The following is a 21538-nucleotide window of genomic DNA, read 5'->3' as shown; positions in this document are numbered from 1 at the left end:
CGGCGAAAGCTCTTTGCGCCGACCGCCATCCGACGGGCGCGCCGATGCGCCGGCGATTACCTGCGCGCGGAGATCCTGAACGGCGCCGGGACCAGCCTTTTCATCGCGGCGGTCAGCAGGCGCCGCGGCGATCCCAGCATCCGCTCGGCATGGGCGAGGCGGCTGCGCGCGGCGGCAAGCTGCTGCTCCAGATCGAGAAGGCAGGCATCGCGCTCGGCGATTCCCGCTTCCAGCACCCGCAATCGCGCCTGATCCTCGGTCTCCGGCGCCGGGTCGATCAGGCCGTCATGACCGAACCGTCTGATATTGCGGAACTCGTATCCCGCCGCCGCCGTCATGAACGGCTTGTCGCTGCTCGGGTTTTCAGATTTTTGCAGCACCGCGATGAAATCGCTCCACGCCTCCCCGTCCTGGCCGGCAATGCCGCTTTCGATCAGGCAGAGCGGCTGGCCGTTCTTGCGGACCCAGTCGACGAAGGCCAGCCCGGCATCGGGATAGAAACGCCAGTAATCCAGGGGAAATTGCCGGAAGGCACCATTCGAGGGCGCATTGATATAGATGTAGCCGCCGGGTCTTGTGACGCGCACGGTCTCCAGCAGCAGCATCCAGAAATGCGCCGCGCGCTCATAGGTCGAGCTCGAGATCACCGCGTCGAAATCGTCGTCGGCGAAGGGCAGGCGGTCGGGCGCCTCCATCAGCACGTCGACGCCCGGCCCGGCTTCGAGGTCGGCGCCGATGAACTCCCAGCTCTCCGGTTTGAAGTCGCGCAGGCTGCCGTCGACATTGTAGGAACCGACGTCGAGGATGCGCAATTCCGGCGCCTTGCAATAAAGCTCTAAAAATAATTGCCCGTTTTTTAATGCGGTCTTGTGCATATAAAGCCCTGATGGTTGCGTGGCCGGCCCCAACACGGCATCGGCGAAAATGCCGTGCCGGGGGAAAATACGCAACCATAAGTTGTAGTCCGTCCATGCGGCGTGGGCAGGGCCGGCAACGGCGGACAAGGATTGGCGGGGCGCGGACGGGCCCATCACGTTAAGTTGAATAAGCCTGCGCGGAACCGGCAGCCGGGCAGCCTTTCGCCAAGGGGTTGTACTGATGCTGGCAAGATGATCTTAAAGCGAAATCTGACGCGGCGGCGTTAAGCTTCGCCCTCACAGATAAAGTCGAGCATGGCAGCCGGGCCACAGGCGGACAATTCACGCAAGTGCCAGAATGTCATAGCGGAAATTCTATACAGACAGCGTTCAGCGCCATGGCCATAATGTGGGCCCGAGTGGCGGTTTGCACTCGGAACAGGCGGCGAAGGGCGGCGTTAGGCGTTCACTTACCGTCAGCGCGTGCTTACGCGTTTGGGGTGTTTGCGGTTTGGGGTTTTGAAAAAGCACCCGGCGCGTAGATGAGGAGTTCGCCTTATGGCGGTTGCGAGGAAGAGGCCAGGGTTCTCCTGGATGTGGGTCTTGCTGCTAGGCGGTTTGAGTGCGCTGGCCTGGGTGTCGACTTACACCGGGATCATGGAGCTGATCATCGCCTCCTCCGGCGAAGTCGGCTGGGTGCCGCGCGTGGCGGTGGCCTTCGCCGTGTTCATGCTGCAGCTGATGATCCTCTATGTGCTCGACGCCATGTTCTCCGGCCAATTGCGCTGGTGGCTCTGGCCGATGTACATTATCGGCTATTTCATCCTGTTCCTGATCTCGGTCGGCTTTGCCTTCGGCTTCTACTGGAAATATCTGGAAGCCGGCAGCACCACCACCTCCTCCGCCGAGAATTCCCTGCGCGAAGTGCAGCAAACCTTGCAGCTCGGCACCACCCGCCTCGAGCAGTTGCAGACGACCTTCGCCTCGCTCGCCGTGATCTCGGCGCAGAAATCGGAGACCGAGCGCACGGTCGGGCGCACCTGTGCCGGCAGCCCGCCGGGCGACGGTCCGCGCCGCCGGCTGCGCGAAGCCGATGCGCAGCGCTTCCAATTCGCCGACCAGTATATCTCGCAGCGCGTGCCGGAGGTGAAGACCGACATCACGGCGGTCAACGAGGAGCTGCAGAAAATCCTGCAGCACGACCCCTCGACCTTCGATCCGGTGACGGGATCGCGCACCGCCTTCATCAGTGGCCTCAACCGGCAGCTCGGCCTCGTCAGCACGCGCTTTAACGCGCTGCGCTCCGACCCGCAATTGCTGCAATTGCGCGACGAGCTGCGCAACCGCGCCGGGCAGACTTCGTTCCCGGACGAGCGCGGCGGCAGCTTCTCCTGCCCGGACGGCCAGTTGCAGACCGCGCTGAACGGCGTGGTGCGCGCCATCAACGAATTGCCGCCGCTCAACCCGCCGCTTTTGCGCTCCTTCGAGGGCTCGGAAGCCGTCATCGAGGCGTTCCGGCGCCTGACCAATAGCGGCATCACCTCCTGGCGCGAATCCGTCGCCGGCATCCAGAACGGCTTTGCCGCGCTCGGGGTCGGCAATCCGGCGGCGCCGGTGCCGCCGACCGTCGGCGGCCTGCTCGAGCGGGATTACATCTCGCTGATCATCGCCATTTTCGTCGATCTCTGCATTTTGCTGGTGTCGATCAACCGGCCGTTCGGCCCCTTCTTCGAGCTGTCGCGCAGCATGGAATCGGCGCGCGGCGGCGGCATGAACGAATATCTGGAGACCTTCTACAAGGTGTTCCAGGACCAGTTCGACCCGGCCAAGCGCCCGACCGCCGCCGATGTGATCGCGCCGATCCAGGACGTCGTCTTCGACTACAAGGGCCGCTATTACGCCGCCGTGCCGCTCGATTTCCGCGAGGAGGATTATCATGAATGGCTGAGGAAGCGCACCGGCCCGACCGCCGCCGAGGCGATCTTCCAGGCGACCTCCGAGAAGCCGCTGGAGGTGTCGCGCTACATCACCAGCGTCTTCGCGACGCTCGAGGGCAGCAACTTCGTCAAGCTGATCGAAGGCGCGGATGAAGGGCTGAGCCCTGGCTTGATCAAGCAGAAGCTCGACCAGCAGGGCAGCGTCTATGCCCAGGCCGACGCTTTCCGCATCTACCGCTTCCGCGACAAGGCCTGGGCGCAGATCCTGATGCAGTCCGTAGGCTCGAGCGCCGCGATGAGCGAGAAGCTGGCCAAGCGCAAGACCAAGGAAGGCAATTGGGAGAAGCCGCGCATCCAGATCCCGGGCACGGAGGGCACCTATCGCGGCGAGGCCCGCAGCGTCGACGCGGGCAGCGGCCAGCGCGCCGTGACGGAGGATGTCAGCAGCCGCCTTGCCGTCGAGGACCAGCGGGAGGGCATCGACGAAGATCCCGACACGGATGATTACGGGGCGCCGAAGGTCAACAGCACGCCCCGGCGCGACACCGAACCGAGCGGCGGCGGCAGTCCCTCCGGCAAGCGCGAGGAGCCCGTCGGCATGCTCGGCGTCTTCACCAAGCTGCGGAATTACTTGCACCGGAAATAGACGGGGCAGGGCAGCGGTCGTCTGACGGTGCCGTCACGCCCAGTCTCCCAATCAGCCGCGCCTTGTCCTTTTTAACTCCGTCGCCCCGGCCCTCAGAGCTGCCCTGAGAGCCGGGGCCCACTCCTCCGACTCGCCGCAGCCCAACCCTCTCCCAGGGGAGAGGGTGGCGCGCGTTAGCGTGCCGGGTGAGGGTTTGCGGATTCTCAGTTGGCTCACGAACCCCTCACCCCAGCCCTCTCCCAAGGGAGAGGGAGTCCGGCTGGGGATTATGCAGGGCGGCGGCCGTTCCACGTCCGTGTAAACCGGCCACGCGAGCCCCCGGCACCGGCGCGGCTGCCTCAGACCAATTTCTGCGAGATCAAAATCTTGGCGACGACCGGGAAGTGGCGCTGGTGGATGTAATCGCCGGGGCGGTGCTGCACGGCCAGCGCGACGGCAAGTTCGGGCTCCTCGATGATCGGGATGTTCAGGTCGGCCGAGGCCTGGCGCATGGCCGCGACCGCCGTGCCGCTGGACTTGGTCACCACCACCGGCACCGGCGCGTCCTTGCGGTGATAGCGCACCCCGGCGATGTGGCCGCCGCCCGCGATCATCAGATTGGCCGCCCCCAGCCCGAGGCGCGGCGTGCGGCCCTGGCGCTGGCGCTCGCGCTTGCGGGCCGACAGGATCAGCGGGTCGCCTTCGAGGTCCTTGCGCTCGCGCTTCAGCTCGGTGCGGGTCATGCGCATGTCGCGCAGGAACAGCCAGCGCTGCAAGGCGATGTCGGATGCGCCGATGGTGATGAAGGCGAGCGCGGCGACGGCGAGGATCGGCTTGGCGGCGGCGATCAGCAAGGGCGCCACGCAGGCTTCGCCGCAATTGGGCGCATGGAACATTGCCTGCAGCCAGTAGCGCAGCACCAGGAACAGCACGCTGCCGAGCAGCACCACCTTGAACACGCTCTTGGCGAATTCGGTGACGTTGCGCACCGAGAACAGCCGCTTCAGCCCGGCGGCGGGATTGATATGCTCGAAATTGGGCTTCACCGGCTCGAAGGAAAACACCGGCCCGAACGTGCCGATCATGCCGGTGACGACGCTGACCAGCACCAGCACCGCGACCGCCGGGGCGGTGGCGTCCCAGACCAACTGTCCGGCGATGGCGATGGCACGCCGCCAGGCGGTGCCGAACGGTTCCAGGTAAAGCTGGGGGATGAGGTCCAGTAATGCGTGGATCTTGTCGCGGATCGTCGTCCAGGTCATCAGGAAATAGATCAGCATGGCGAGCAGGCCGGCGCCCGAGATCAGGTCGCGGCTGGAGGAGACGCGGCCCTTTTTCCTGGCGTCGCGGAGTTTCTTGTCCGTGGCGGGTAGGGATTTCTGCTCGGTGTTGTTATCCTGCGACATGCCGCCCGATCCAATGCTTGACCCGATAGCCGCCGCCAAAGAAGAGCGGGGCCGCCCCGGCGCCATTATCACCCAAACGTCATGCTAAAGCCACGATGTGACGGCAATTTGCCGACAAATAGGCGGGATTTCCGGATGAGCAGGGTTTGGGGCGGGCTCGGCATTGTCGTGAGCTTTTTTGTGTTGTCGATGGCGGGTGGCTGCACCGGCTTCGAGGATGGGGGGCCGTCGAATGCCTCGCTGACCGAGGGCCAGCCCGAGACCGCGCAGGCGGAGCCGGCGGCCGGCAATTCCTCGACCCGCAATCTGCTCAAGCTGGGCAACGACATCGAGGCGCGCGGCTCCGTCGCCACGGCGGTGCCGATCTATGAGCGCGCCGCCGCCGAACCCGACGCCGACGCCAATGTGCATCTCGCCCTGGCCGACGCCTATGCCAAAGTCAACCGCGAGCGCGACGCGGCCGAATCCTACCGCAAGGCGCTGGCCAAGGCGCCCGATAATGGCCGCGCGCTGTTCGGTCTGGGCACCATTTCCATCCGCACCGGGCAGATCGAGGCCGGCCTGAAAATGCTGGAGCGGGCCGCGCCGCTGGTGAATACGCCGCAGGCCTATGACCGGCTGGGCGTCGCGCATATGATGAGCGGCCAGCCGCGCGAGGCGCTCGCCTCCTTCGAGCAGGCCTATCGCCTCGACAATCGCGACCCCGACATCGCCACCAATCTGACGCTCGCCGCCGCCCTGCTCAGCCAGCGCGACCGGGCGATCTCGCTGGCGCGCCAGACCCTGACGCTTGCCAACGTCAAGCCCTATCACCGGCGCAACCTGATCCTGGCGCTCGGCATTTCCGGCAAGTCGGACGAGGCGCAGGCCGCCGCCGACCGCCAGCTCGCGCCGGGCGAGTTGGAGGGGCTTGTCGAGCGCGCGGAAAAAATCCGCCAGATCTCGAGCGCCAAGGAACGGGCGATCGCCCTCGGCACCGTGCGCCTCGCCGCCGCGCGGTGACGGCGGGCGCAATCCGCCGAGACGGTTTCCGGTCCGCGGCGTGCCCGTTCGATCTTGCCGGCGAATTGAAGTAAGCTGCCCCCCAACGCATGACGACATGCAGACAGCGGAGGCAGGATGAAGGACGCCACAGTGGTTTTCGATCTCGACGGCACGATGATCGACACCGCGCCGGACCTGATCGCGGCGACGAATTTCACCCTGGGGCGGTTCGGCATGATTCCCGTCAGCGCGGGCATCATCCAGCCGGCGGTCGGTTTCGGCGCCAGGGCGATGATCGAGGCCGCGATGGCCGATCATGGCCGCAAGCCGGGCGCGGACGAGGTCTCGCGCATGACGGATGTTTTCATCGACTATTACCGCGACCATATCGCCGAGCAGAGCCAGCCCTTTCCCGGCTTGGTCGAGGCGCTGGACGCGTTACAGGACGCCGGCGCGCGGCTGGCCGTGTGCACCAACAAGCGCGAGGAACTGGCGCTGAAATTGCTGGCGGCCCTCAAACTCGACGGCTATTTCGCCGCCATTGCCGGGGCCGATACGTTTCCGGTCCGCAAGCCGGATGGCGGCCATATCCTGCGCACCATCGCGCAGGCCGGCGGCGATCCCGCGCGGGCGGTGATGATCGGCGACAGCTCGGCCGATTCGCGCGCGGCGCGGGATGCGAAACTGCCGTTCATCGCGGTCGGTTTCGGCTATGGCGAGCCGGTCGAGATGCTGGCGCCGGACGCCGTCATCCAGAGCTTCGCCGAACTCCTCCCGGCGGTGCGCGACTTGCTCCCTCCGGCCTGACCGGCTATTTGCCCTTCTTCGCCAGATAGTCCTTCATCCAGGCGATTTCGCCTTCCTGGGCGGCGATGATGGTCTCGGCCAGCTTGCGGATTTCCGGATCCTTGCCGTATTGCAGCGCGACCTTGGCCATGTCGATGGCGCCCTGGTGATGCGGGATCATGCCGCGCACGAAATCGACATCGGCGTCGCCCGACGGCTTGATCGCCATGTCCTTATGCATCTTGGCATTGACCGCCGCGAAGGCTTCGGCCGCGTTGGCCGGCTCCGCGGACCCGGTTGCGGCATGGTCGTGATGGCCGGCATGCTGGCCCCTGGCGATCGAGGCCATCAGCACGAAAGTTGCGATGGTGGCGACCAGAATCAGCGAACGGCTGTTTTTCTTGGGCATCTCGGTTCCCCTCTCATAAGGCTCAAGGCGCGGCGTCGATCTGGGCATAGTCGCCTTTCGACCAGCGGTAAATGGCAAAGGCGGGCAAATCGACGTCACCTTTGGCGTCGAAACGCAGCGTTCCGATGACGGTGGCGAAACTTTCGCCGTGCAGCACCCGCGCGACGGCGGCCGGATCCGTCGTGCCGGCCTTGGCCGCCGCCAGCGCCCATGCCTCGACCGCCGCATAGCTGTAAAGCACATAGCCGTCGGCCGCGACGCCCGCCGAGGCAAAGCGCGCCAGCACGGCGGCGGCGGCGGGCGAGCGGCGCGGATCGGCGACGAAGCTGAAATAGGCGTTTTCCGCCGCCTCTCCCGCGATCGACCAGAATTCGCGCACCACCAGCGAATCGCCGCCGACCAGCGCCGCCTCGAGCTGCTGCTCGCGCATCTGGCGCAGGATCAGCCCCGCCTCGGTGTGATAGCCGCCGAGGAAGACCGCCGCGATGCCGGTCTGCTTCAGCTTGGCGACCAGGGCGGCGAAATCCTTCTCGCCCGGCGTGATCGCCTCGTAGATCGCCTCGCGGCCGCCGGCCTTGTGCAGCGTCTCCCTGGCCGCGTCGGCGAGGCCTTTGCCGTAGGTGCTGCGGTCATGCAGGATCGCGATGGGCCTGCCGGCGAAACGTTCGGCGAGGAAGGCCCCGGCAATGGCGCCCTGCCGGTCATCGCGCCCGCAGACGCGGAAGATCAGGCTGCTGCCGGTCTCGGTGAGCGCCGGGCTGGTCGAGGCGGGCGAAATCATCACCACGCCTTCCTCGGCATAGACGGCGGCGGCGGGGATCGAGGCGCCCGAGCAAAGATGCCCGGCGACGAATGCGACGCGCTTCGAAACCATCAGATTGGCGACCGCGACCGCCTGTTTCGGGTCGCAGGCATCGTCGCCGACGACCAGTTCCAGCTTCTGGCCGAGCAGGCCGCCGCGTTCATTGATGTCGGCGACCGCTTGGCGCACGCCCGCCAGCGATTGCTCGCCAAGGCTGGCAAGTTGTCCGGTCACCGGCCCGGCGGCCCCGATCATGATCTCCGCCTGCGCACCGCAACTTGCTGCAATCAAGCAGAAAATCAACGCTGCCGACCATTTCCCGCCGTTCCCCACAGCTTAACTCTCCGTTTTGCCCGATAAGTAGGTATGATGGGTATGAAACAAACTGCTCCGGAACCCCCAATGGCATTTTTCAGCCTCCCCCGCTTCCGCAGAATGGCCGCCTTGACTGCCCACTTCAAGACCGTCCTCTTCGCGGCAGCGCTCGCGGGCGCAGCCTTCGCCGTGCCTGCCCATTCCGAGCCCCGCCAGGCCCCGAACAGCCGCATCGCACTGGATCTGGGCGGCACCTTCGCCCCCTCCGACCGCTTCGCCGGTTTCGTCGACGAGGCGACGGGCGCCTCCTTCGTCATCGTCGAGATGCCGTCCGCGACCTATGAGGAGCTGAAGAAGATCGCCGAATATCCCGAAGCGCTGGCCGGGCAGGGGCTGACCGGCGCCGCCTTGAGCGAATTGCCGGGCCGCAAGGGCGAATATATCTATTTCACCGGCAAGCAGCAGCAGCAGGGCGGCGAGGTCTCCAAATACGTGCTGATCCTGCGCGAGAACAACATCACCGCCATGATCACCGCCAGCATCCCGAAGACGGCGCTGGACGCGGGCAAATTCGACAAGGCCGGCATCGAGACGGTTCTGGCCAACGCCGCCGTCATGGACCGCCCGGCCAAGGCCGCCGACCTGTTCCGTCTCGGCTATCTCGGACCGTTCAAGGAATCCTTCGGCCTCGCCGGCACCTCGAAAGCCTATAGCCCATCGGGCCGGGTGCCCGGCCCGAACGAGAATCTGCTCCTCGTCGAGCCGATGCTGTTCATCTCGCCCTCCATCGACAACCGTGTCGTCATCGACGCCAAATTGGCGGCGCTGCGCTCGTTCCAGTCCTTCGGCGGCCTGAAGGACCGCAAGATCAACAGCGAGAATCCCGTTACCATCGGCGCGCTGTCGGGCTATCAGGTGATCGGCGAGGCGGCGGACGAGGGCACCGGCAGCAAGATCGGCATCTATCTGGTGATGCTGGCGGGCAATCCGGACGGATTTTACGCCATCGTCGGCACCAGCCCGCTGGCGGCGATGGACAAATTCCTGCCCGAGCTGGAAAAAGTCGTCGCCAGCTTCGAGCCGATCCCGCAGAAGAGATAGGCGCGGGAGGCGTCGCCGATCTTGACAGGTCCGGCCGGGGCAGCCTAAATCGCGCTTCAGCCGGACGGACGCTTAGCTCAGCGGTAGAGCATGCGCTTCACACGGGAACGACCGCCTCGGACGACGCCCTTGATGTCCAAGGGAAAATTGACGAAAGCCTCTCGGCCAAAAGGTTCAATGAACCTGTAAGCCGCAAATTCGGCTCCATTTCGGAGCCCCGGACGCTTAGCTCAGCGGTAGAGCACTGCTTTCACACAGCAGGGGTCAGTGGTTCAATCCCACTAGCGTCCACCATCTCAGCCGGCCACGGCACCCCCATCGACACGCAATTCGCAGCGCGCCCTCCGCCTGGAGCCGCGCGTCGCATTTCTGCGTGTTTTTCCAAACCAAGACCCGATGGGGGTTTAGATGAAGTTTTCGAAAGCAGTCACCTTTCTGACAGCTCTGGCTCTGGCCGGTGCCGTGTCGTCCGGGGCACAAGCCGATCCGCTTCCTTGCGGAGGCAACTGGCAGCTTCCATGCCCAGCGGCCGGTCCACAAGGTGAGCCAGGTCCTGTCGGTCCGCAGGGTCCGCAAGGCCCGCAAGGCCCGCAGGGCGAGCAAGGCGTAGCCGGACCGCAGGGTCCTCAGGGCGAAGCTGGCCCACAGGGGGTCGCTGGAGCGAACGGTCTGGACGGCGTCAACGGCGTCGATGGGGCTCAGGGTCCGAAGGGCGACAAGGGGGATAAGGGGGATAAGGGCCTGAAAGGCAATCAGGGCATCGCCGGCAAGGACGGGAAGGATTTTGACCCGTCCGATATGCACGAGGGTCTGGCGACCATCGGCGCGCTCAACATCCCGCACGTCGACAAGCGCTTCGCGGCTTCGGTGAGCGGTGGCTTTTACGACGACAAGACCGCGGTCGGCGGCGGTGCCGCTTTCAAGCTCGATGAGACGTGGCAGTTCGGCGGCTCGATTGCGGTCGGGACCGAGAACGGCGTCGTGGCCGGCAAGGCGGCGCTGACGGGCCAGTGGTGACGTGAAACTGGAGGTGGCGCGTGCCGCCCCTCCTTCCCCGCCGGAGGACATGCCGGCCGCGAATTCGGGCGATCAGCCCACAATGAACCGGGCTACCACCCGTCCAGCAGCCCGCTCACAGCCCGGTGCGGTGATAGGGACGGATCATAGGAGACTGAAATGGATAAGAGAACTTATGCCCATAGGCATCCCAACATAAGCGGTGATTTTAGCCGAGGGCTGGAGCAGCTGCGCTTCCATGTGACACCTGAGCAGATCGCCATCATCGAGAGCATCGATATCGACGCCCTTGGCATGATGGAAATCTATATGGCCGGCATCGTGGCATTGAAAGACGTGGCCGCGAACCGGCGGGAAAGTTGGAATGCTTCTGCCGCAAAACGGGAGGCGGAGAAGGCTGAGATCGTAGCCACCAGCCGACAGGTCGCCGAGCGGGCACAGGCCAACCAGAGCTGATCACCCCGGCCCGTGGCTTCACCGCTGCGGGCCAATCACCAAGAGAAGGGGAAACAATATGACCAGAGAACCCGGAACCTACTTCCATCACCACGGCGATGTGTAAAGCCAGAGGCAAGGAGTGGAGTTCCTTCCGCAGGACGGATACAACCGAAGGTTTCATACTGAAGCTTGAGGGGTCCCTGAATATTCACAGGGACCTTCTAATTCAAAGCATAGCAACGGGTCCGAACGAACAGCGCGGCCCATGATGATGATCCCTGGGGCAGAGCCCTCAGATCATCAATTTCTCGATGAAACAGCGGCCCGTGGCGGTGCTGCGGGCCATCCCCAAAGGAAACTGAGATGACGGAATTTGGAAGAATCGTCGATGTGGTGATGGCTGGATGCGTTGGCTACGCCATCGCGACTGGCTTCATAGGTTGGCCGGAGCTGGCTGGCAGTGCCGTCCTGACGTTGCTGTTCGGCTCGCCGGGCGGCACCAGCAGCGCGGGCAGCAAAAAATGACCCGCCGGGGTGGAGTAGCCAGAATCGAGGCGATCACCACCGGCGTCGACTTTGCCAACCGGCTGGCCTCAATCGAGTTCATCGAGGACGGCAAGGTCACGTTCCGCGTGGTGATCGAGCCCGCCGAGCTGGATCAGCTGATCGCACAGCTTCAGGAGACGCGGGCGGCGCTGGGGCTGCTGTCGTGAAGGCCGGGAAGGAGATGATGCTGATGTCGACCGAAATCGAAAGCCGCTGGATGCCGATGTGGATCTGGGTCGTGCTGTTCCTGTTTGCCACGCCGCTCTGGCTGATGCTGGTCACGGTCAGGCACTTCCGGGGTGTGCTGACCCTTGCGGCTCTCTGCACGCTCGCCATCGGCGGCGGCATGGTCGTGATGGCGGCGTTCGGTTGACGCAGGGCTGCACTGCGCAAAAAGCAGTGGAATTTTTCACGGAATTGAAATTCGCGCCTAGAAATTAGTTGGACGAATCGACCTGCATAAATAAGACAGGTGACATCGGTCCGACCTGAAGGTCTTCCAAACCCCCGCAAATCAGGGTTTCCAGCTGCGTAACAAGCTGGCTTTCGAGCCGAGTTGGCTCACCGCAATGGGAGACCCATTGAGTAAGACCGCGTATCCGAAGCCGAAACACTCCGGTGGATCGGTTAGGCCAGCGCCAAGTCGCCTGTTCTGGCGGCAGCGCAAAAACCAGCTTTCTCGGATCAAACTGATCTGGGAAAAGACGGTCAGGTCGCCCCTCTGCAAGTAGAGCGACCCGACTAAAACCTCCACCGCCGGTGCCCTTGAGACGGGCATCGGCGTCTTCAATTTTATTAATTATGATGTCTTGAGTCGGTTAATATTTTGATTCGCGCCACTAACCGTCGGTTGAAACCAACAGGGTGTGTTGAGAACTAATGCAACTACGGGTTGCATGTTTCCCACTATATGAGGTTTGCCTATATGGCAACCATTTAATGAACAGTCCACAGGCTAAAGCGACCACCCTATTTTAACGCCCCGCTGAACAGGAGTGGCTGGGCATGGCGGTCGCTGGGATCGAGCTGCGTCCGGCCCCATTCGACCACAGAGACGCTGTCGAACGGGCTCGGCGGCGGTGCCGGGCTGATGACGACAGGCAGCGGCTGATGCGCCTCGGGGCGGCTGACGGCGTGTTTCGAGATCGTCACCAGCGCCAAGAGCAGCAAGCTGCCCAAAAACACCCAGCGCCCACCAATTACAAAAGCCTGAGCAAGACCTCGGCTGCGGTCATCGCGTCCCCGCCCTTCAGGACGTAGGACATCACCAGCAGGCCAGTCGCGTACTGGGCTGTGAGGGCTCCTATCGGCTTCAGCAGCGGCAACCATCCGCTCATCGGCGAAACGGCGGCTCCAGAAGCGGTCGAACTCGTCTTCATCGAGCGCGTAAGCTCCTCCAGCATGACGGTCTGCCGGAGCTGCGTCTCCCGGATACGGTCGAGCAGGAGGTAGACGGGGTTCTCCGCTGCCATTGGTGTATGTTCCCTGCTGGGGCATGATCGCCTTCCTGATGTCGGGATTAGGACGCATTTTCGCTATGGCTGCTCGCCGGCCCTGTTCGGTCGGCAGCCAGGGCTGTTGGGCGTTTGCGCGCTCAGCAGCCCACGGATGAATTAGACGGTATACCAGCCATTGCCCCAGACGGTGGCAAGACGCTCGAAGTGCTTCTGGTACTTCTGGGCGACCGCATCCGTCGAATAGAGCCTGACCGCCCGGTCCCGGATGGCGTGCCGGTCGAGCCCGCGCGCATCCTCGGCTGCCGCCATGAACTCGCGCAGCAGGTGGCAATGGAAGCCGGTGACGCCGTCTTCGACCGTCTCGGTCATGGCGCCCCATGGCGTGCAGATCACCGGCGTGCCGCAGAGCTGCGCTTCGACCGCGACATTGCCGAATGGCTCGATGTAGATGGTCGGCACCCACACGGCCTGCGCTCCGGCCATCAACCGCCCGCGCTCCTCTGGCCCGACGACGCCGACATACTCGCCATAGGCGGGCGGATCGCCTTGCCCCGCGATGATCAGGCGCTTGCCGAGGCGCTGGCAGGCTTCCACGGCGATCTCGATGCCCTTGCGCTGCGTCAACCGGCCCATGAACAGGTGGTAGTCGTCCTTCTCGGCCCGGAAGGGGAAGTCGGCCGGATCGAAGGAGCCGGGAATCACCGCATCATAGAAGCGCCCGTCGATGGCATTGGGGTTTCGGTCCTCCTGGAGGGTGCCGTAGCAGGTATGCTGCCAGGCCCGGCTCTCCCAGATGCGGAACCGGGCGAAGGTGCCGCCATATCCGATGCTGAACTCGACCGTCATCAGGTCCACCGCGTCGGCGATCTGCTTATGGGCGATGCCACCGATGAGGCAGAGGAAATCGTGGCGTTCGGCGCGAGCGCGGATGGCCTCAATGGCCCTCTCGTTGAATTTGCGCCAGTGCGGGAGATCGTAATTGAAGCTGGCGTGGATGAAATGTCCGTCGCCGACGGCGGCTGCGCGCTCCGCTTCCGTGATGCAGGGGATGTGCTCGGTGACGGCGGCGGTGCTCTCCGGCCCGGCGTAGAGGAAGACCTGGTGGCCGAGCCCGTGCATCATGCCGCAGAATTTGCGCACCCGCTCGGTGAAGGCGCAGGCGGTGAAAGCTTCCGTGACGCTGGTGTGCGGCAGGCCGACAACGTGGAAGCGGAATGTCATTTTCGCCGTCCTTCGATGGCGATCATCCCATCATGGATATAGCCGATGTCGCCGGTGGCGTACCAGCCATCAGGGGTCGGAATGTCGCCATGCAGCCAGCCAGCCGCCATCATGTCGGTCTGCACCTCGACGAGACCATCGGCGATCCGGATTGCGGCGTTCGGCGTTGGCCGGAGGGCGCTCGTCTGGCCGTCCGAGATGGCGATGGTGCCGGTTTCGGTGCTGCCGTAACAGTTATAGACCGGCACACCGAACGCCTGGACAATCGTGCGGTGCTCAAGGTCCGACAGGACATTCCCGGCGATGACCAGCTTTTGCAGCTCGCGGGATCGAGGGACCAGCCCCTTGCCGATCATGGCTCGGATCTTGTCGATGGTGGCGAACAGGCAGGTGACGCCGCGCTGCTCGATGAGAACCCTCGCCTCGGCGAGGCTGTCCGGATCGACAGGAATGATGGTGCTGCCGAATTTCGCTGGCATGAGCGTGCCGACACCCTGTCCTCGCAATGACATGACGACCGCCAATGGGTCGGCACCGCCATATAGCTCATGCGAGGTCGCGGCGCGGCGCTCGATGGTCTGCCATGGGATGATGACGCCCTTGCGGGCGCCGGTGGTGCCCGAGGTCCAGGTAATCAGCGCCGGTTCGCCTTTATAGGCTAGGCAGGCTTTGATACCGACCGTCGCGTCAGCCTTGTCGATGTCGATGCGGGGCAGCGCAGTCGCCGATTCCCCCCGTTCCCAGGCCCGGAGCAGATCGATATGGGCGAGCGGATGATCGGCGATGATCTTCATCCGACGAACCCGCCCTCGGCGACTGCCTCGGCCGTCAGCAGGGCCACCAGCGCCGCATTGCGGATGTGCAGGGCATCCTCACGGGTCTCGGCCAGCTTGATCTGCTCGATGGCGGCGAGCGCCCCATCGCGCATCTCTTTCACCGTTTCGGGCGAGACGAACAGGCCGCCGGACGACGAGATGAATTGCGAGTTGACCTCGCGAATCCGGCGCATCTTCACCGTTTCCAGCGGCAGCAAAACCGGCTCGACATAATTCGGATCGGTGAATCGCCCCTCGGCATAGACGTGCCCGATGGCGGCGGTGCCGTCACTCTGGACGAGTTCGCCGCGCACCGGCTTCCAGTCCGGGAATTCATTGGGGTCCCACATCACCATGTTGATGACGACGCCATTCTCGACCACCGCATAGGGCATAGCTGACAGCCCATGGAGCTTGCGGGTCTGGGCACGAGCCAGGATTTCATCGATCATGCGCAGAACTCCAGAACGAAGATGACGCCGGACATGCCTGCACCGCCAGCGGCACCCGTGGTGGTGTTCAAAGCCTGAGCGCCAGAGCCGCCGCAGCCATAGACAAAACCCGCTGAGCCGGCGATGGAGTTGCCGCTTTTGTTGATTGACGTTGTACTGGAGCTGATACCCGCACCGCCCCAGAAAGAGGACCCTCCAGCCCCCAAGACGGCACCCATGCCGCTGGTTTCATTGGTGGCATAAAATCCAACCTGGCTCGACCCCCCGACGATATTCATCGCACCGCCTGTCGCGGTGCCACCAGCTCGGGGCGTTCCTGTCCCCGAAGTCCCAGTCGAGATGCCGTCACCACCAACACCCCCGCCAGCCGTGTGCAGGGACCCGAAGGTCGTGTCTCCGCCATTGCCGCCGTCGGTGCCGGTATTGCCACCAGCCGTTCCGGCCGCTCCGATGCTAATGGACTGACCGCCGCTGATGGTCGCGGCGTCGAAAATTTCGATGCAGGTTCCGCCTGCGCTGCCACCGCTTGCATTGGCCGAGGCTGACGTATCCGTGCAATCTGCGCCCCCGCCACCCCCGCCACCGCCGGTGGAAATGACGAGGCAGTAGACCATGCCGGTGGTCGGAGTATAGGTGCCAGAGCCGGTGAAGACCTGGGCGACGACCGTGCCAACGCCCGCCGGACCTGTTGCTCCGGTCGGCCCTGTCGCGCCGGTCACACCAGTCGGGCCGGTAGGACCCGTTGGTCCCGTAACGCCCGTGGGGCCGGTCGCTCCTGTAACGCCGGTTGGCCCAGTTGCTCCGGTCACACCCGTTGGACCTGTTGGCCCGGTGACCCCGGTCGGGCCTGTCGCACCGACATCGCCAGCGCGATAGAACTCGATCACGCACGCATCGGTGTCGCTGAACGAGCCCGCATGGATGACATAGGTCAGGGCGAGCTGTGTCCAGCCGGAATTGTCGGTCGAGCCGCCTGTGATGTTGAATACGGCGACATTCTGCGGCGCCGAGATCTTCTTGATTAGCAGGGTGCCGCGAATGGGATTGGTGCTGTCGTCCCAGGCAAGGATTGCGGTCGAGACATCCGGATTGCCGGTATCGGCAGAATTGTCCGAAATCGCCATCGCTGTGGTGCTGGCGAGCGCGGCGTTGTTCAGCCGGAAATCCCCCGCGCCCGGATCGGCCATGCCGGTCGAGCTATCGAACCGGAAGCGGTAGCCAGGATGGATGCCATCAGCACCCGTTGGGCCGGTTGGGCCTGTCGGACCCGTAGCTCCGGTTACACCAGTCGGGCCGGTGGGTCCGGTGACACCCGTCGGACCAGTTGCGCCGGTCACTCCGGTTGGACCTGTTGCGCCTGTCACGCCCGTTGGACCAGTCACCCCAGTCGGTCCGGTTGGCCCCGTCACACCTGTCGGGCCAGTCGCGCCCGTGACGCCTGTCGGCCCGGTCGGACCTGTTGCACCCGTCGCGCCAGCGCCTGTCGCTCCGGTTGCTCCGGCAGGACCGGTAGGACCTGTCGGGCCAACTGGCCCAGTCGGACCCGTGGGGCCGCCGCCGACTGGCGTATCGTCCACCTGCATGACGTTGTTCACGTCATCGTAGATGAAGTCGTAATAGGTGCCGGCAATCAGATTGCCCGGATCGAGCGCGGTATTGCCGGCCTTGCGAATGTCGATAGGCGGTGCCTTATCGACCGCCATGGTGCTCGGGCCGGTATTGGTCGCCGGAATGCGGCCACAGATGCGCAGGCCGCGATAATAGCCCCTGATCCTCCGCGCGGTCGTCGCGGTGTAGGCGTCAGCAATGCCGCCCAGGATGAGACTGCCGTCATTATCGAAGCGATGGTCAGGCCATGCCGATGCGACGCCGGGCTTGTCGGCCATTATGCGGCGTCTTCCTCATGAGCCGGCCTCACATAGGCTTCTCCGGTCCATATATCGCCCTTCTGACCACCTTCTGGGCCAAGGATACAGCCTTCCGGGCAGATCCAGCGCCGCCCGCGCACCAGAATCGGGCGTTCCGGCAGTGGCTGGGCTTTCATGTCGGCGATCTTTGCCTGCCATGCCTCGACCTCAGCGTCAGCCGTCAGCACGCTGGTGAGCGCTCCATCGCCGGAGATCTTGCCCTCGCGAACCTGATTCTTCACAGCCGAGGCGAAGCCTGACGCCATGAACAGGTTGCGCTTAGCCTGCTGGATGGCTGCGTGGCGTTCAGATATGTCGGCACCCCACAGCGCGAGCGCAGCTCGATGGCCGTCATCCTCATCGGCCAGCATCTGCTGGTGTGTCGCCTTATCGACGCACAGCGTGTCGGCGTCCATTTCGACAACATTGATGACGACGCCATCCTTGATTACAGGAAGCCGCATTGATTGATCCCTTTGAGGAAATTACCAGACGGTGATGCGGACTTCGCCGCGCGCGCCAGAAGCGGAATTGTCGCCACCTCCACCGGGTGCCGACCCGGCACTCCCTACTCCGCCATTTCCGCCATACACAGATATGCCTCCCCCGCCAAACCCTCCGCCGCCGCCGCCGAAAATCGACGCGCCTGGATTCCCGCCTGTGCCTGCGCCGCCGCCGCCGCCAAAGAAAGACGCCGGAATATTGGTGCCGCCCAATCCGTCACCGCCGCCACCAAACGGATTGGATTCTCCGTCGTTGCCACCCCATGTGTCCGCGCCGAGCCTACCGTTTGGAGTCCCGCCAGCTCCGGCCTGGACGCCTTTGGCGAGCAGTCCGCCACCACCTGCACCCGGGCCACCTGAACCGCCTCCCTGGGCGACGGCGCCGCCGTAGGCGGTCACATGAGAGCCAAAACTGCTATTTCCGCCATCACTGCTGTTCCCGCCCGCCCCTACGGTGACGCTCACGGTGCCCGCGAGCGCAGAAAGCGGCATGATGCGGCGCACATAAGCCCCGCCGCCGCCACCCGCGCCGATTGCTCCTCCACCGCCGCCTCCCCAAGCTTCGATCAGCGCAATGGTGCCTTCGGATGGCTTGCTCCAGGTATTCGACGAGGTGAAGACCTGCCGATTTGCGTCGGTCGGGATGTCCTGCTCGCCGGCCGCCGTCTTGTAGAACAGCGTGCTGATGCCGGAGGCATCCCGGCAGTAGAGGCGAGCAATATTCGAGGTCGGCGCCGAGGGTGCGACGATCTCGGTGATGTCGAAATAGCCGTCTGTCCCTGCGCGCAGATTTGCGCCATAGGCGACATCGACCGCGTGCGAGAAGAGTGTCGAGGTCCACTCGAAGACCTTCACGTCATTGACGTAAAATCGCATGGTGGCGACATTGTTCGCTGCGCCACCAACCACACGCAGGCTGGCCTTGGCACCAGAACCATCGCCGACCTCGTAGCTCATCAGTTCGTGTTCGGAGGTGTCGTTCTCCTCCCGGCCGAGCGCCATGACGACAGCGTCGGTGGCGAACAGCGACTGCGGGACGATAGCGGTGCTGAAATTCACCGAGCCGGCCACATCGATGCCGTTGAGGAAGGTTAGGGCACCGTCCTCATCCAGGATAGCCCGGTCGATACCGCCTGCCACCCAGCGCATCTCATCCGGCGCGGAGCGGCGAAAGCCGGTGTTGAGATCGGCCACGAAGGCAATGCCGGGCTCGGTCTGCTCGCCATCGGCCGCCTTGAACGTCCCGTTCATGCCAGCCGTACCGTCAATCGGCAGCGAATTGGTGATTTCGTCGCCGGCATCGGCGAAATCGGCGTTGACCGCCGAAGACGAGCGCAGGGCGCCGATCTGGATCGGCGTCAGGATCGAGAAGGTGCCGCTTCCGTTTCTGGGCATGACGCCTAGACCTTGATTATAAAGACCGCGTCCCAAGCAACGTTGTCGCCGCTCGATAGATTGATGCCAAAACGAAGATCCCCCTTAGGGGCCTCAAATGGATATGTGCCACTCGCAGTAATAGGGCCAAGATCTGGCAACGGCGATATGGTTGGCACAGTACTCAAATCGAGATGCACCATTATTTCAGAGTTTATTTGAACGCCAGGACTGTTGAAGCCCTGAACAACCAACCATCCACGGCCGCCATCCCATGCAATGCGCCGTTCAAGTCCTGCGCCAGGATTGACGTATCCGACATTCGAGCTTCCCCAGACCTCAATAACATTCTGCATTTTTTACTCCTGTCACCACACCATCACGATTACGCGGCCCGCCGCTCCAGCACCGGAATTGGCGTTCTCGCTGCCACCGCCACCACCACCCGGAGCCGTGCCCGAAACTGCAACATTCGTATCGATTGTCCCGGCACCGCCGTTGCCGCCATAGATGATTGCTGTGCCGCCAGCCGCTCCGGCCGAGCTGTCTGCGCCACCGCCACCACCGCCTCCACCGAAGACGCTGAAGCCGCCTGCCGTGGGCGAGCCGGCGGCACTGCCGAAGCCGCCACCACCACCGCCATAGAGACCGCCGCCAGCCGCAGAGCCGGAGGACGCGCCACCGCCGCCGCCGAAGGGATTGGAATTGTTGGCGGCTGCTGTGGAGGTGCCGCCGATGGTGCCGACAGGACCGCCGCCTGCCCCGCCAGATGCGCCAGACCCATTGGAGCCGGCCGCCGTCAGGCCACCGCCGCCACCGCCACCATTATCCGTTCCATCGCCATTACCCGCACCGCCGCCATAGGCGAGCAGGTAGGCGCCGAAGGAGCTGTCACCGCCCGGATTGCCATCGGTGTTGTCAGAGGTCTGGGCGGCACCGCCAGCGCCGACCGTAACGGAGACCGAATTGCTGAGGCTGGCCAGCGCCACGTAGCGCTCGGAGTAGCAACCGCCGCCGCCGCCACCACCCCCGTCGCCACTGCCGGCTCGGCCGCCAGATCCACCAGCGCCCCATGCCTGGATGAAAGCGATGGTGCCGCTCGCCGGCTTGTTCCAAGTGCCGGCAGAATCGAACTGCTGCCGTGTCATCGCAGATGGGATGTAAGCGACGGCGCCAGACGAATTCTTGAAGGCGAGCCGGGTCTGGCCGTCGACATCGACGCAGAACAGCCGCGCCACATTGGACGCCGGTGCAGAGGGCTCAGCAATTTCTGAGAAATCGATGAACCCATCGGTGTCGATGGCCATATTCGCGCCGATGACCGTATCGACATTGTGGGTGAACAGGGAGGAGGTTGCCTGGAAAACTGAGGCTGAATTCACCCGCCAGCGTGCCGTCACCACCGCATTGTTGCCATCGCCGACGACCTGCAAATCGGCCTTCGCGCCGGCCCCCGACCCGGAGCGATATTCCTCTACGGTGCGCGGCGTGGTGTCGTTTTCGGTCCGGCGCAGCGTCAGCAGGCTGGCCGAGGTCGTCGCAATGACGATTGGCGCAGACAAGCCGACATCACCGCCGACATTGAGGTCCCCGAGCAGGAACGCCTTGCCCGTGCTGTCGATGTAAAAGCGATCCTGCCCGCCACCGACCCAGCGCATCTCGTCTTCGGACGCCCGACGGAAGCCGGTGTCGGTATCGACGCCGAAGGCTATGCCAGGAGCGCCGAGCGTGCCAGCCGCCGCCTTGAACTGCCCCGTCATGCTGGACTGGCCGTCGCGGGCCAGCGAGCCTGTCAGAGCCGTGCCGGCATCAGTGAAATTCTGGTTCACGGCGGTCGCCGACATGACGGTGTTCGGCAAAAAGGTATTGGGCGTGCTGTAGCTTCCAAATCCGTCTCGGGGCAAGTCAGCCTCCCATTGCCGTATCTAGGCACTCTATGCTATGATCTATCAAGACAATCTCATAGCAAGAGGCGAACCAATGCCGTTTAAAACTATGCCGCCACTTTATCATGTCTGGGTTGATATGAGACAGCGTTGCACAAATCCTAAGTTTCGCCAGTGGGAAGACTATGGCGGAAGAGGGATTAAGGTCTGCGAGCGTTGGGGAAGCTATGCCCTCTTTGAGGCCGATATGTCGCCGAGACCTCCAGGAATGCTTCTCGATCGTGTTGACAACGATGGTGATTACAATCCTGACAATTGCAAGTGGTCTACCCGCAAAGAACAGCAACGAAATCAACGCATTACGCGGAAAATTATGGCAGACGGTGTCTCTTACATAGCCGCAGATCTGGCCGAGAAATCCGGCCTCAAGACCGACACGATCCTTTATCGAGCGGCCCAAGGACTGTCTCTGGCCGAGATAATCGCGCCTGAGCGAAGAGTGTATACCGAAGGACTTGCGCTTGGAGGGCGGGCTAGCGGAGCGAAACAGCTCGCTAGAACGCACTGCCGCGAAGGTCACAAATTCACGCCCGAAAACACCCGGATCACGCCCCAAGGATGGCGCGTCTGCCGGAAGTGCCACGCCAAGAAGGCCGCTCGGCAAAGACAGCACAAAATCTGATCCGTCTCTCGGCATCAG

24 protein-coding genes and 1 tRNA gene are annotated in these 21538 nt (G+C 63.9%); 11 read left to right on the top strand and 14 right to left on the bottom strand.

Annotated elements, in window-relative coordinates; all coding sequences use genetic code 11:
- Positions 1-56 precede the first annotated feature (56 nt).
- On the bottom strand, positions 57-812 hold the full coding sequence (locus tag BLEFHOIH_RS19940; RefSeq protein ID WP_170937277.1) for a methyltransferase domain-containing protein: 756 nt from the start codon (positions 810-812) through the stop codon (positions 57-59).
- Positions 813-1451: 639 nt separating this feature from the next.
- Between BLEFHOIH_RS19940 and BLEFHOIH_RS19935 the strand changes: the two genes are divergently transcribed.
- Positions 1452-3440, top strand: a complete 1989-nt coding sequence (locus tag BLEFHOIH_RS19935) for a hypothetical protein (protein WP_088360749.1) — start codon at positions 1452-1454, stop codon at positions 3438-3440.
- A 338-nt stretch (positions 3441-3778) separates the two neighbouring features.
- Here BLEFHOIH_RS19935 and BLEFHOIH_RS19930 read toward each other — a convergent pair whose 3' ends face one another.
- On the bottom strand, positions 3779-4825 hold the full coding sequence (locus tag BLEFHOIH_RS19930; protein WP_170937276.1) for an EscU/YscU/HrcU family type III secretion system export apparatus switch protein: 1047 nt from the start codon (positions 4823-4825) through the stop codon (positions 3779-3781).
- 135 nt (positions 4826-4960) lie between these two features.
- Between BLEFHOIH_RS19930 and BLEFHOIH_RS19925 the strand changes: the two genes are divergently transcribed.
- Both BLEFHOIH_RS19925 and BLEFHOIH_RS19920 read left to right on the top strand, forming a co-directional pair.
- Positions 4961-5827 (top strand): tetratricopeptide repeat protein, encoded by an 867-nt coding sequence (locus BLEFHOIH_RS19925; protein WP_170937275.1) that lies wholly within the window; start codon positions 4961-4963, stop codon positions 5825-5827.
- Between the two features lie 117 nt (positions 5828-5944).
- On the top strand, positions 5945-6616 hold the full coding sequence (locus BLEFHOIH_RS19920) for an HAD-IA family hydrolase (protein WP_088347792.1): 672 nt from the start codon (positions 5945-5947) through the stop codon (positions 6614-6616).
- Positions 6617-6620: 4 nt separating this feature from the next.
- Here BLEFHOIH_RS19920 and BLEFHOIH_RS19915 read toward each other — a convergent pair whose 3' ends face one another.
- Together BLEFHOIH_RS19915 and BLEFHOIH_RS19910 are read right to left on the bottom strand one after the other, a co-directional pair.
- Positions 6621-6944 carry a DUF305 domain-containing protein gene (locus BLEFHOIH_RS19915; protein WP_245297116.1) on the bottom strand — a complete coding sequence of 108 codons (324 nt, stop codon included), beginning with the start codon at positions 6942-6944 and terminating at the stop codon, positions 6621-6623.
- Between the two features lie 82 nt (positions 6945-7026).
- Positions 7027-8061: a branched-chain amino acid ABC transporter substrate-binding protein gene (locus BLEFHOIH_RS19910; protein WP_088347790.1), complete on the bottom strand. Its 1035-nt coding sequence runs from the start codon at positions 8059-8061 to the stop codon at positions 7027-7029.
- Between the two features lie 147 nt (positions 8062-8208).
- Between BLEFHOIH_RS19910 and BLEFHOIH_RS19905 the strand changes: the two genes are divergently transcribed.
- The 7 genes from BLEFHOIH_RS19905 to BLEFHOIH_RS19880 all read left to right on the top strand — a co-directional run bounded on the left by BLEFHOIH_RS19905 (position 8209) and on the right by BLEFHOIH_RS19880 (position 11596).
- Complete coding sequence (locus BLEFHOIH_RS19905; protein WP_125461826.1) at positions 8209-9222, top strand: hypothetical protein; 1014 nt, start codon at positions 8209-8211, stop codon at positions 9220-9222.
- 219 nt (positions 9223-9441) lie between these two features.
- Positions 9442-9516 (top strand) — tRNA-Val (locus BLEFHOIH_RS19900).
- A gap of 114 nt (positions 9517-9630) precedes the next feature.
- Positions 9631-10239: a YadA-like family protein gene (locus BLEFHOIH_RS19895; protein ID WP_088347788.1), complete on the top strand. Its 609-nt coding sequence runs from the start codon at positions 9631-9633 to the stop codon at positions 10237-10239.
- A 159-nt stretch (positions 10240-10398) separates the two neighbouring features.
- Positions 10399-10695 carry a hypothetical protein gene (locus BLEFHOIH_RS19890; RefSeq protein WP_125461825.1) on the top strand — a complete coding sequence of 99 codons (297 nt, stop codon included), beginning with the start codon at positions 10399-10401 and terminating at the stop codon, positions 10693-10695.
- 345 nt (positions 10696-11040) lie between these two features.
- Entirely contained in the window at positions 11041-11202 is a 162-nt protein-coding gene (locus tag BLEFHOIH_RS26855; RefSeq protein ID WP_170937274.1) for a hypothetical protein, read from the top strand.
- Positions 11199-11390: a hypothetical protein gene (locus BLEFHOIH_RS19885; protein WP_088347786.1), complete on the top strand. Its 192-nt coding sequence runs from the start codon at positions 11199-11201 to the stop codon at positions 11388-11390. Before BLEFHOIH_RS26855 ends, BLEFHOIH_RS19885 begins: the two co-directional genes overlap by 4 nt.
- Positions 11391-11413: 23 nt before the next feature.
- On the top strand, positions 11414-11596 hold the full coding sequence (locus BLEFHOIH_RS19880; protein WP_125461824.1) for a hypothetical protein: 183 nt from the start codon (positions 11414-11416) through the stop codon (positions 11594-11596).
- Positions 11597-12192: 596 nt separating this feature from the next.
- Here BLEFHOIH_RS19880 and BLEFHOIH_RS19870 read toward each other — a convergent pair.
- The 10 genes from BLEFHOIH_RS19870 to BLEFHOIH_RS19830 all read right to left on the bottom strand — a co-directional run bounded on the left by BLEFHOIH_RS19870 (position 12193) and on the right by BLEFHOIH_RS19830 (position 20856).
- Positions 12193-12408, bottom strand: a complete 216-nt coding sequence (locus BLEFHOIH_RS19870) for a hypothetical protein (protein WP_125461823.1) — start codon at positions 12406-12408, stop codon at positions 12193-12195.
- A 14-nt stretch (positions 12409-12422) separates the two neighbouring features.
- Positions 12423-12695, bottom strand: coding sequence for a hypothetical protein (locus tag BLEFHOIH_RS19865; RefSeq protein ID WP_088347782.1), 273 nt, complete (start codon positions 12693-12695; stop codon positions 12423-12425).
- A gap of 141 nt (positions 12696-12836) precedes the next feature.
- Positions 12837-13901 (bottom strand): glycosyltransferase, encoded by a 1065-nt coding sequence (locus BLEFHOIH_RS19860; RefSeq protein ID WP_088347781.1) that lies wholly within the window; start codon positions 13899-13901, stop codon positions 12837-12839.
- Positions 13898-14695: an AMP-binding protein gene (locus BLEFHOIH_RS19855; RefSeq protein ID WP_088347780.1), complete on the bottom strand. Its 798-nt coding sequence runs from the start codon at positions 14693-14695 to the stop codon at positions 13898-13900. The genes BLEFHOIH_RS19860 and BLEFHOIH_RS19855 overlap by 4 nt, the downstream gene beginning before the upstream one ends.
- Positions 14692-15168 carry a hypothetical protein gene (locus BLEFHOIH_RS19850; protein WP_088347779.1) on the bottom strand — a complete coding sequence of 159 codons (477 nt, stop codon included), beginning with the start codon at positions 15166-15168 and terminating at the stop codon, positions 14692-14694. Before BLEFHOIH_RS19850 ends, BLEFHOIH_RS19855 begins: the two co-directional genes overlap by 4 nt.
- On the bottom strand, positions 15165-17054 hold the full coding sequence (locus BLEFHOIH_RS27045; RefSeq protein ID WP_088347778.1) for a collagen-like protein: 1890 nt from the start codon (positions 17052-17054) through the stop codon (positions 15165-15167). Before BLEFHOIH_RS27045 ends, BLEFHOIH_RS19850 begins: the two co-directional genes overlap by 4 nt.
- Positions 17054-17539, bottom strand: a complete 486-nt coding sequence (locus BLEFHOIH_RS19840) for a hypothetical protein (protein WP_088347777.1) — start codon at positions 17537-17539, stop codon at positions 17054-17056. The genes BLEFHOIH_RS27045 and BLEFHOIH_RS19840 overlap by 1 nt, the downstream gene beginning before the upstream one ends.
- A gap of 21 nt (positions 17540-17560) precedes the next feature.
- The gene (locus BLEFHOIH_RS19835) at positions 17561-18973 is read right to left on the bottom strand and encodes a hypothetical protein (RefSeq protein WP_088347776.1); all 1413 of its coding nucleotides are present in this window, start codon (positions 18971-18973) and stop codon (positions 17561-17563) included.
- Between the two features lie 5 nt (positions 18974-18978).
- A complete protein-coding gene (locus tag BLEFHOIH_RS26395) occupies positions 18979-19308 on the bottom strand; it encodes a hypothetical protein (RefSeq protein WP_125461822.1) in 330 nt (109 codons plus the stop codon).
- Positions 19309-19320: 12 nt separating this feature from the next.
- Positions 19321-20856, bottom strand: coding sequence for a glycine-rich domain-containing protein (locus BLEFHOIH_RS19830; protein ID WP_125461821.1), 1536 nt, complete (start codon positions 20854-20856; stop codon positions 19321-19323).
- 37 nt (positions 20857-20893) lie between these two features.
- Between BLEFHOIH_RS19830 and BLEFHOIH_RS26390 the strand changes: the two genes are divergently transcribed.
- A complete protein-coding gene (locus tag BLEFHOIH_RS26390) occupies positions 20894-21520 on the top strand; it encodes a hypothetical protein (RefSeq protein ID WP_125461820.1) in 627 nt (208 codons plus the stop codon).
- Positions 21521-21538: the final 18 nt, after the last annotated feature.

Origin of the sequence: Rhodomicrobium sp. R_RK_3, from assembly GCF_002198715.1 — a bacterium.
GTDB lineage: Bacteria > Pseudomonadota > Alphaproteobacteria > Rhizobiales > Rhodomicrobiaceae > R-RK-3.
The sequence above is the reverse complement of the archived record's forward strand: the minus strand, read 5'-3'. Positions and strand labels throughout refer to the sequence as shown.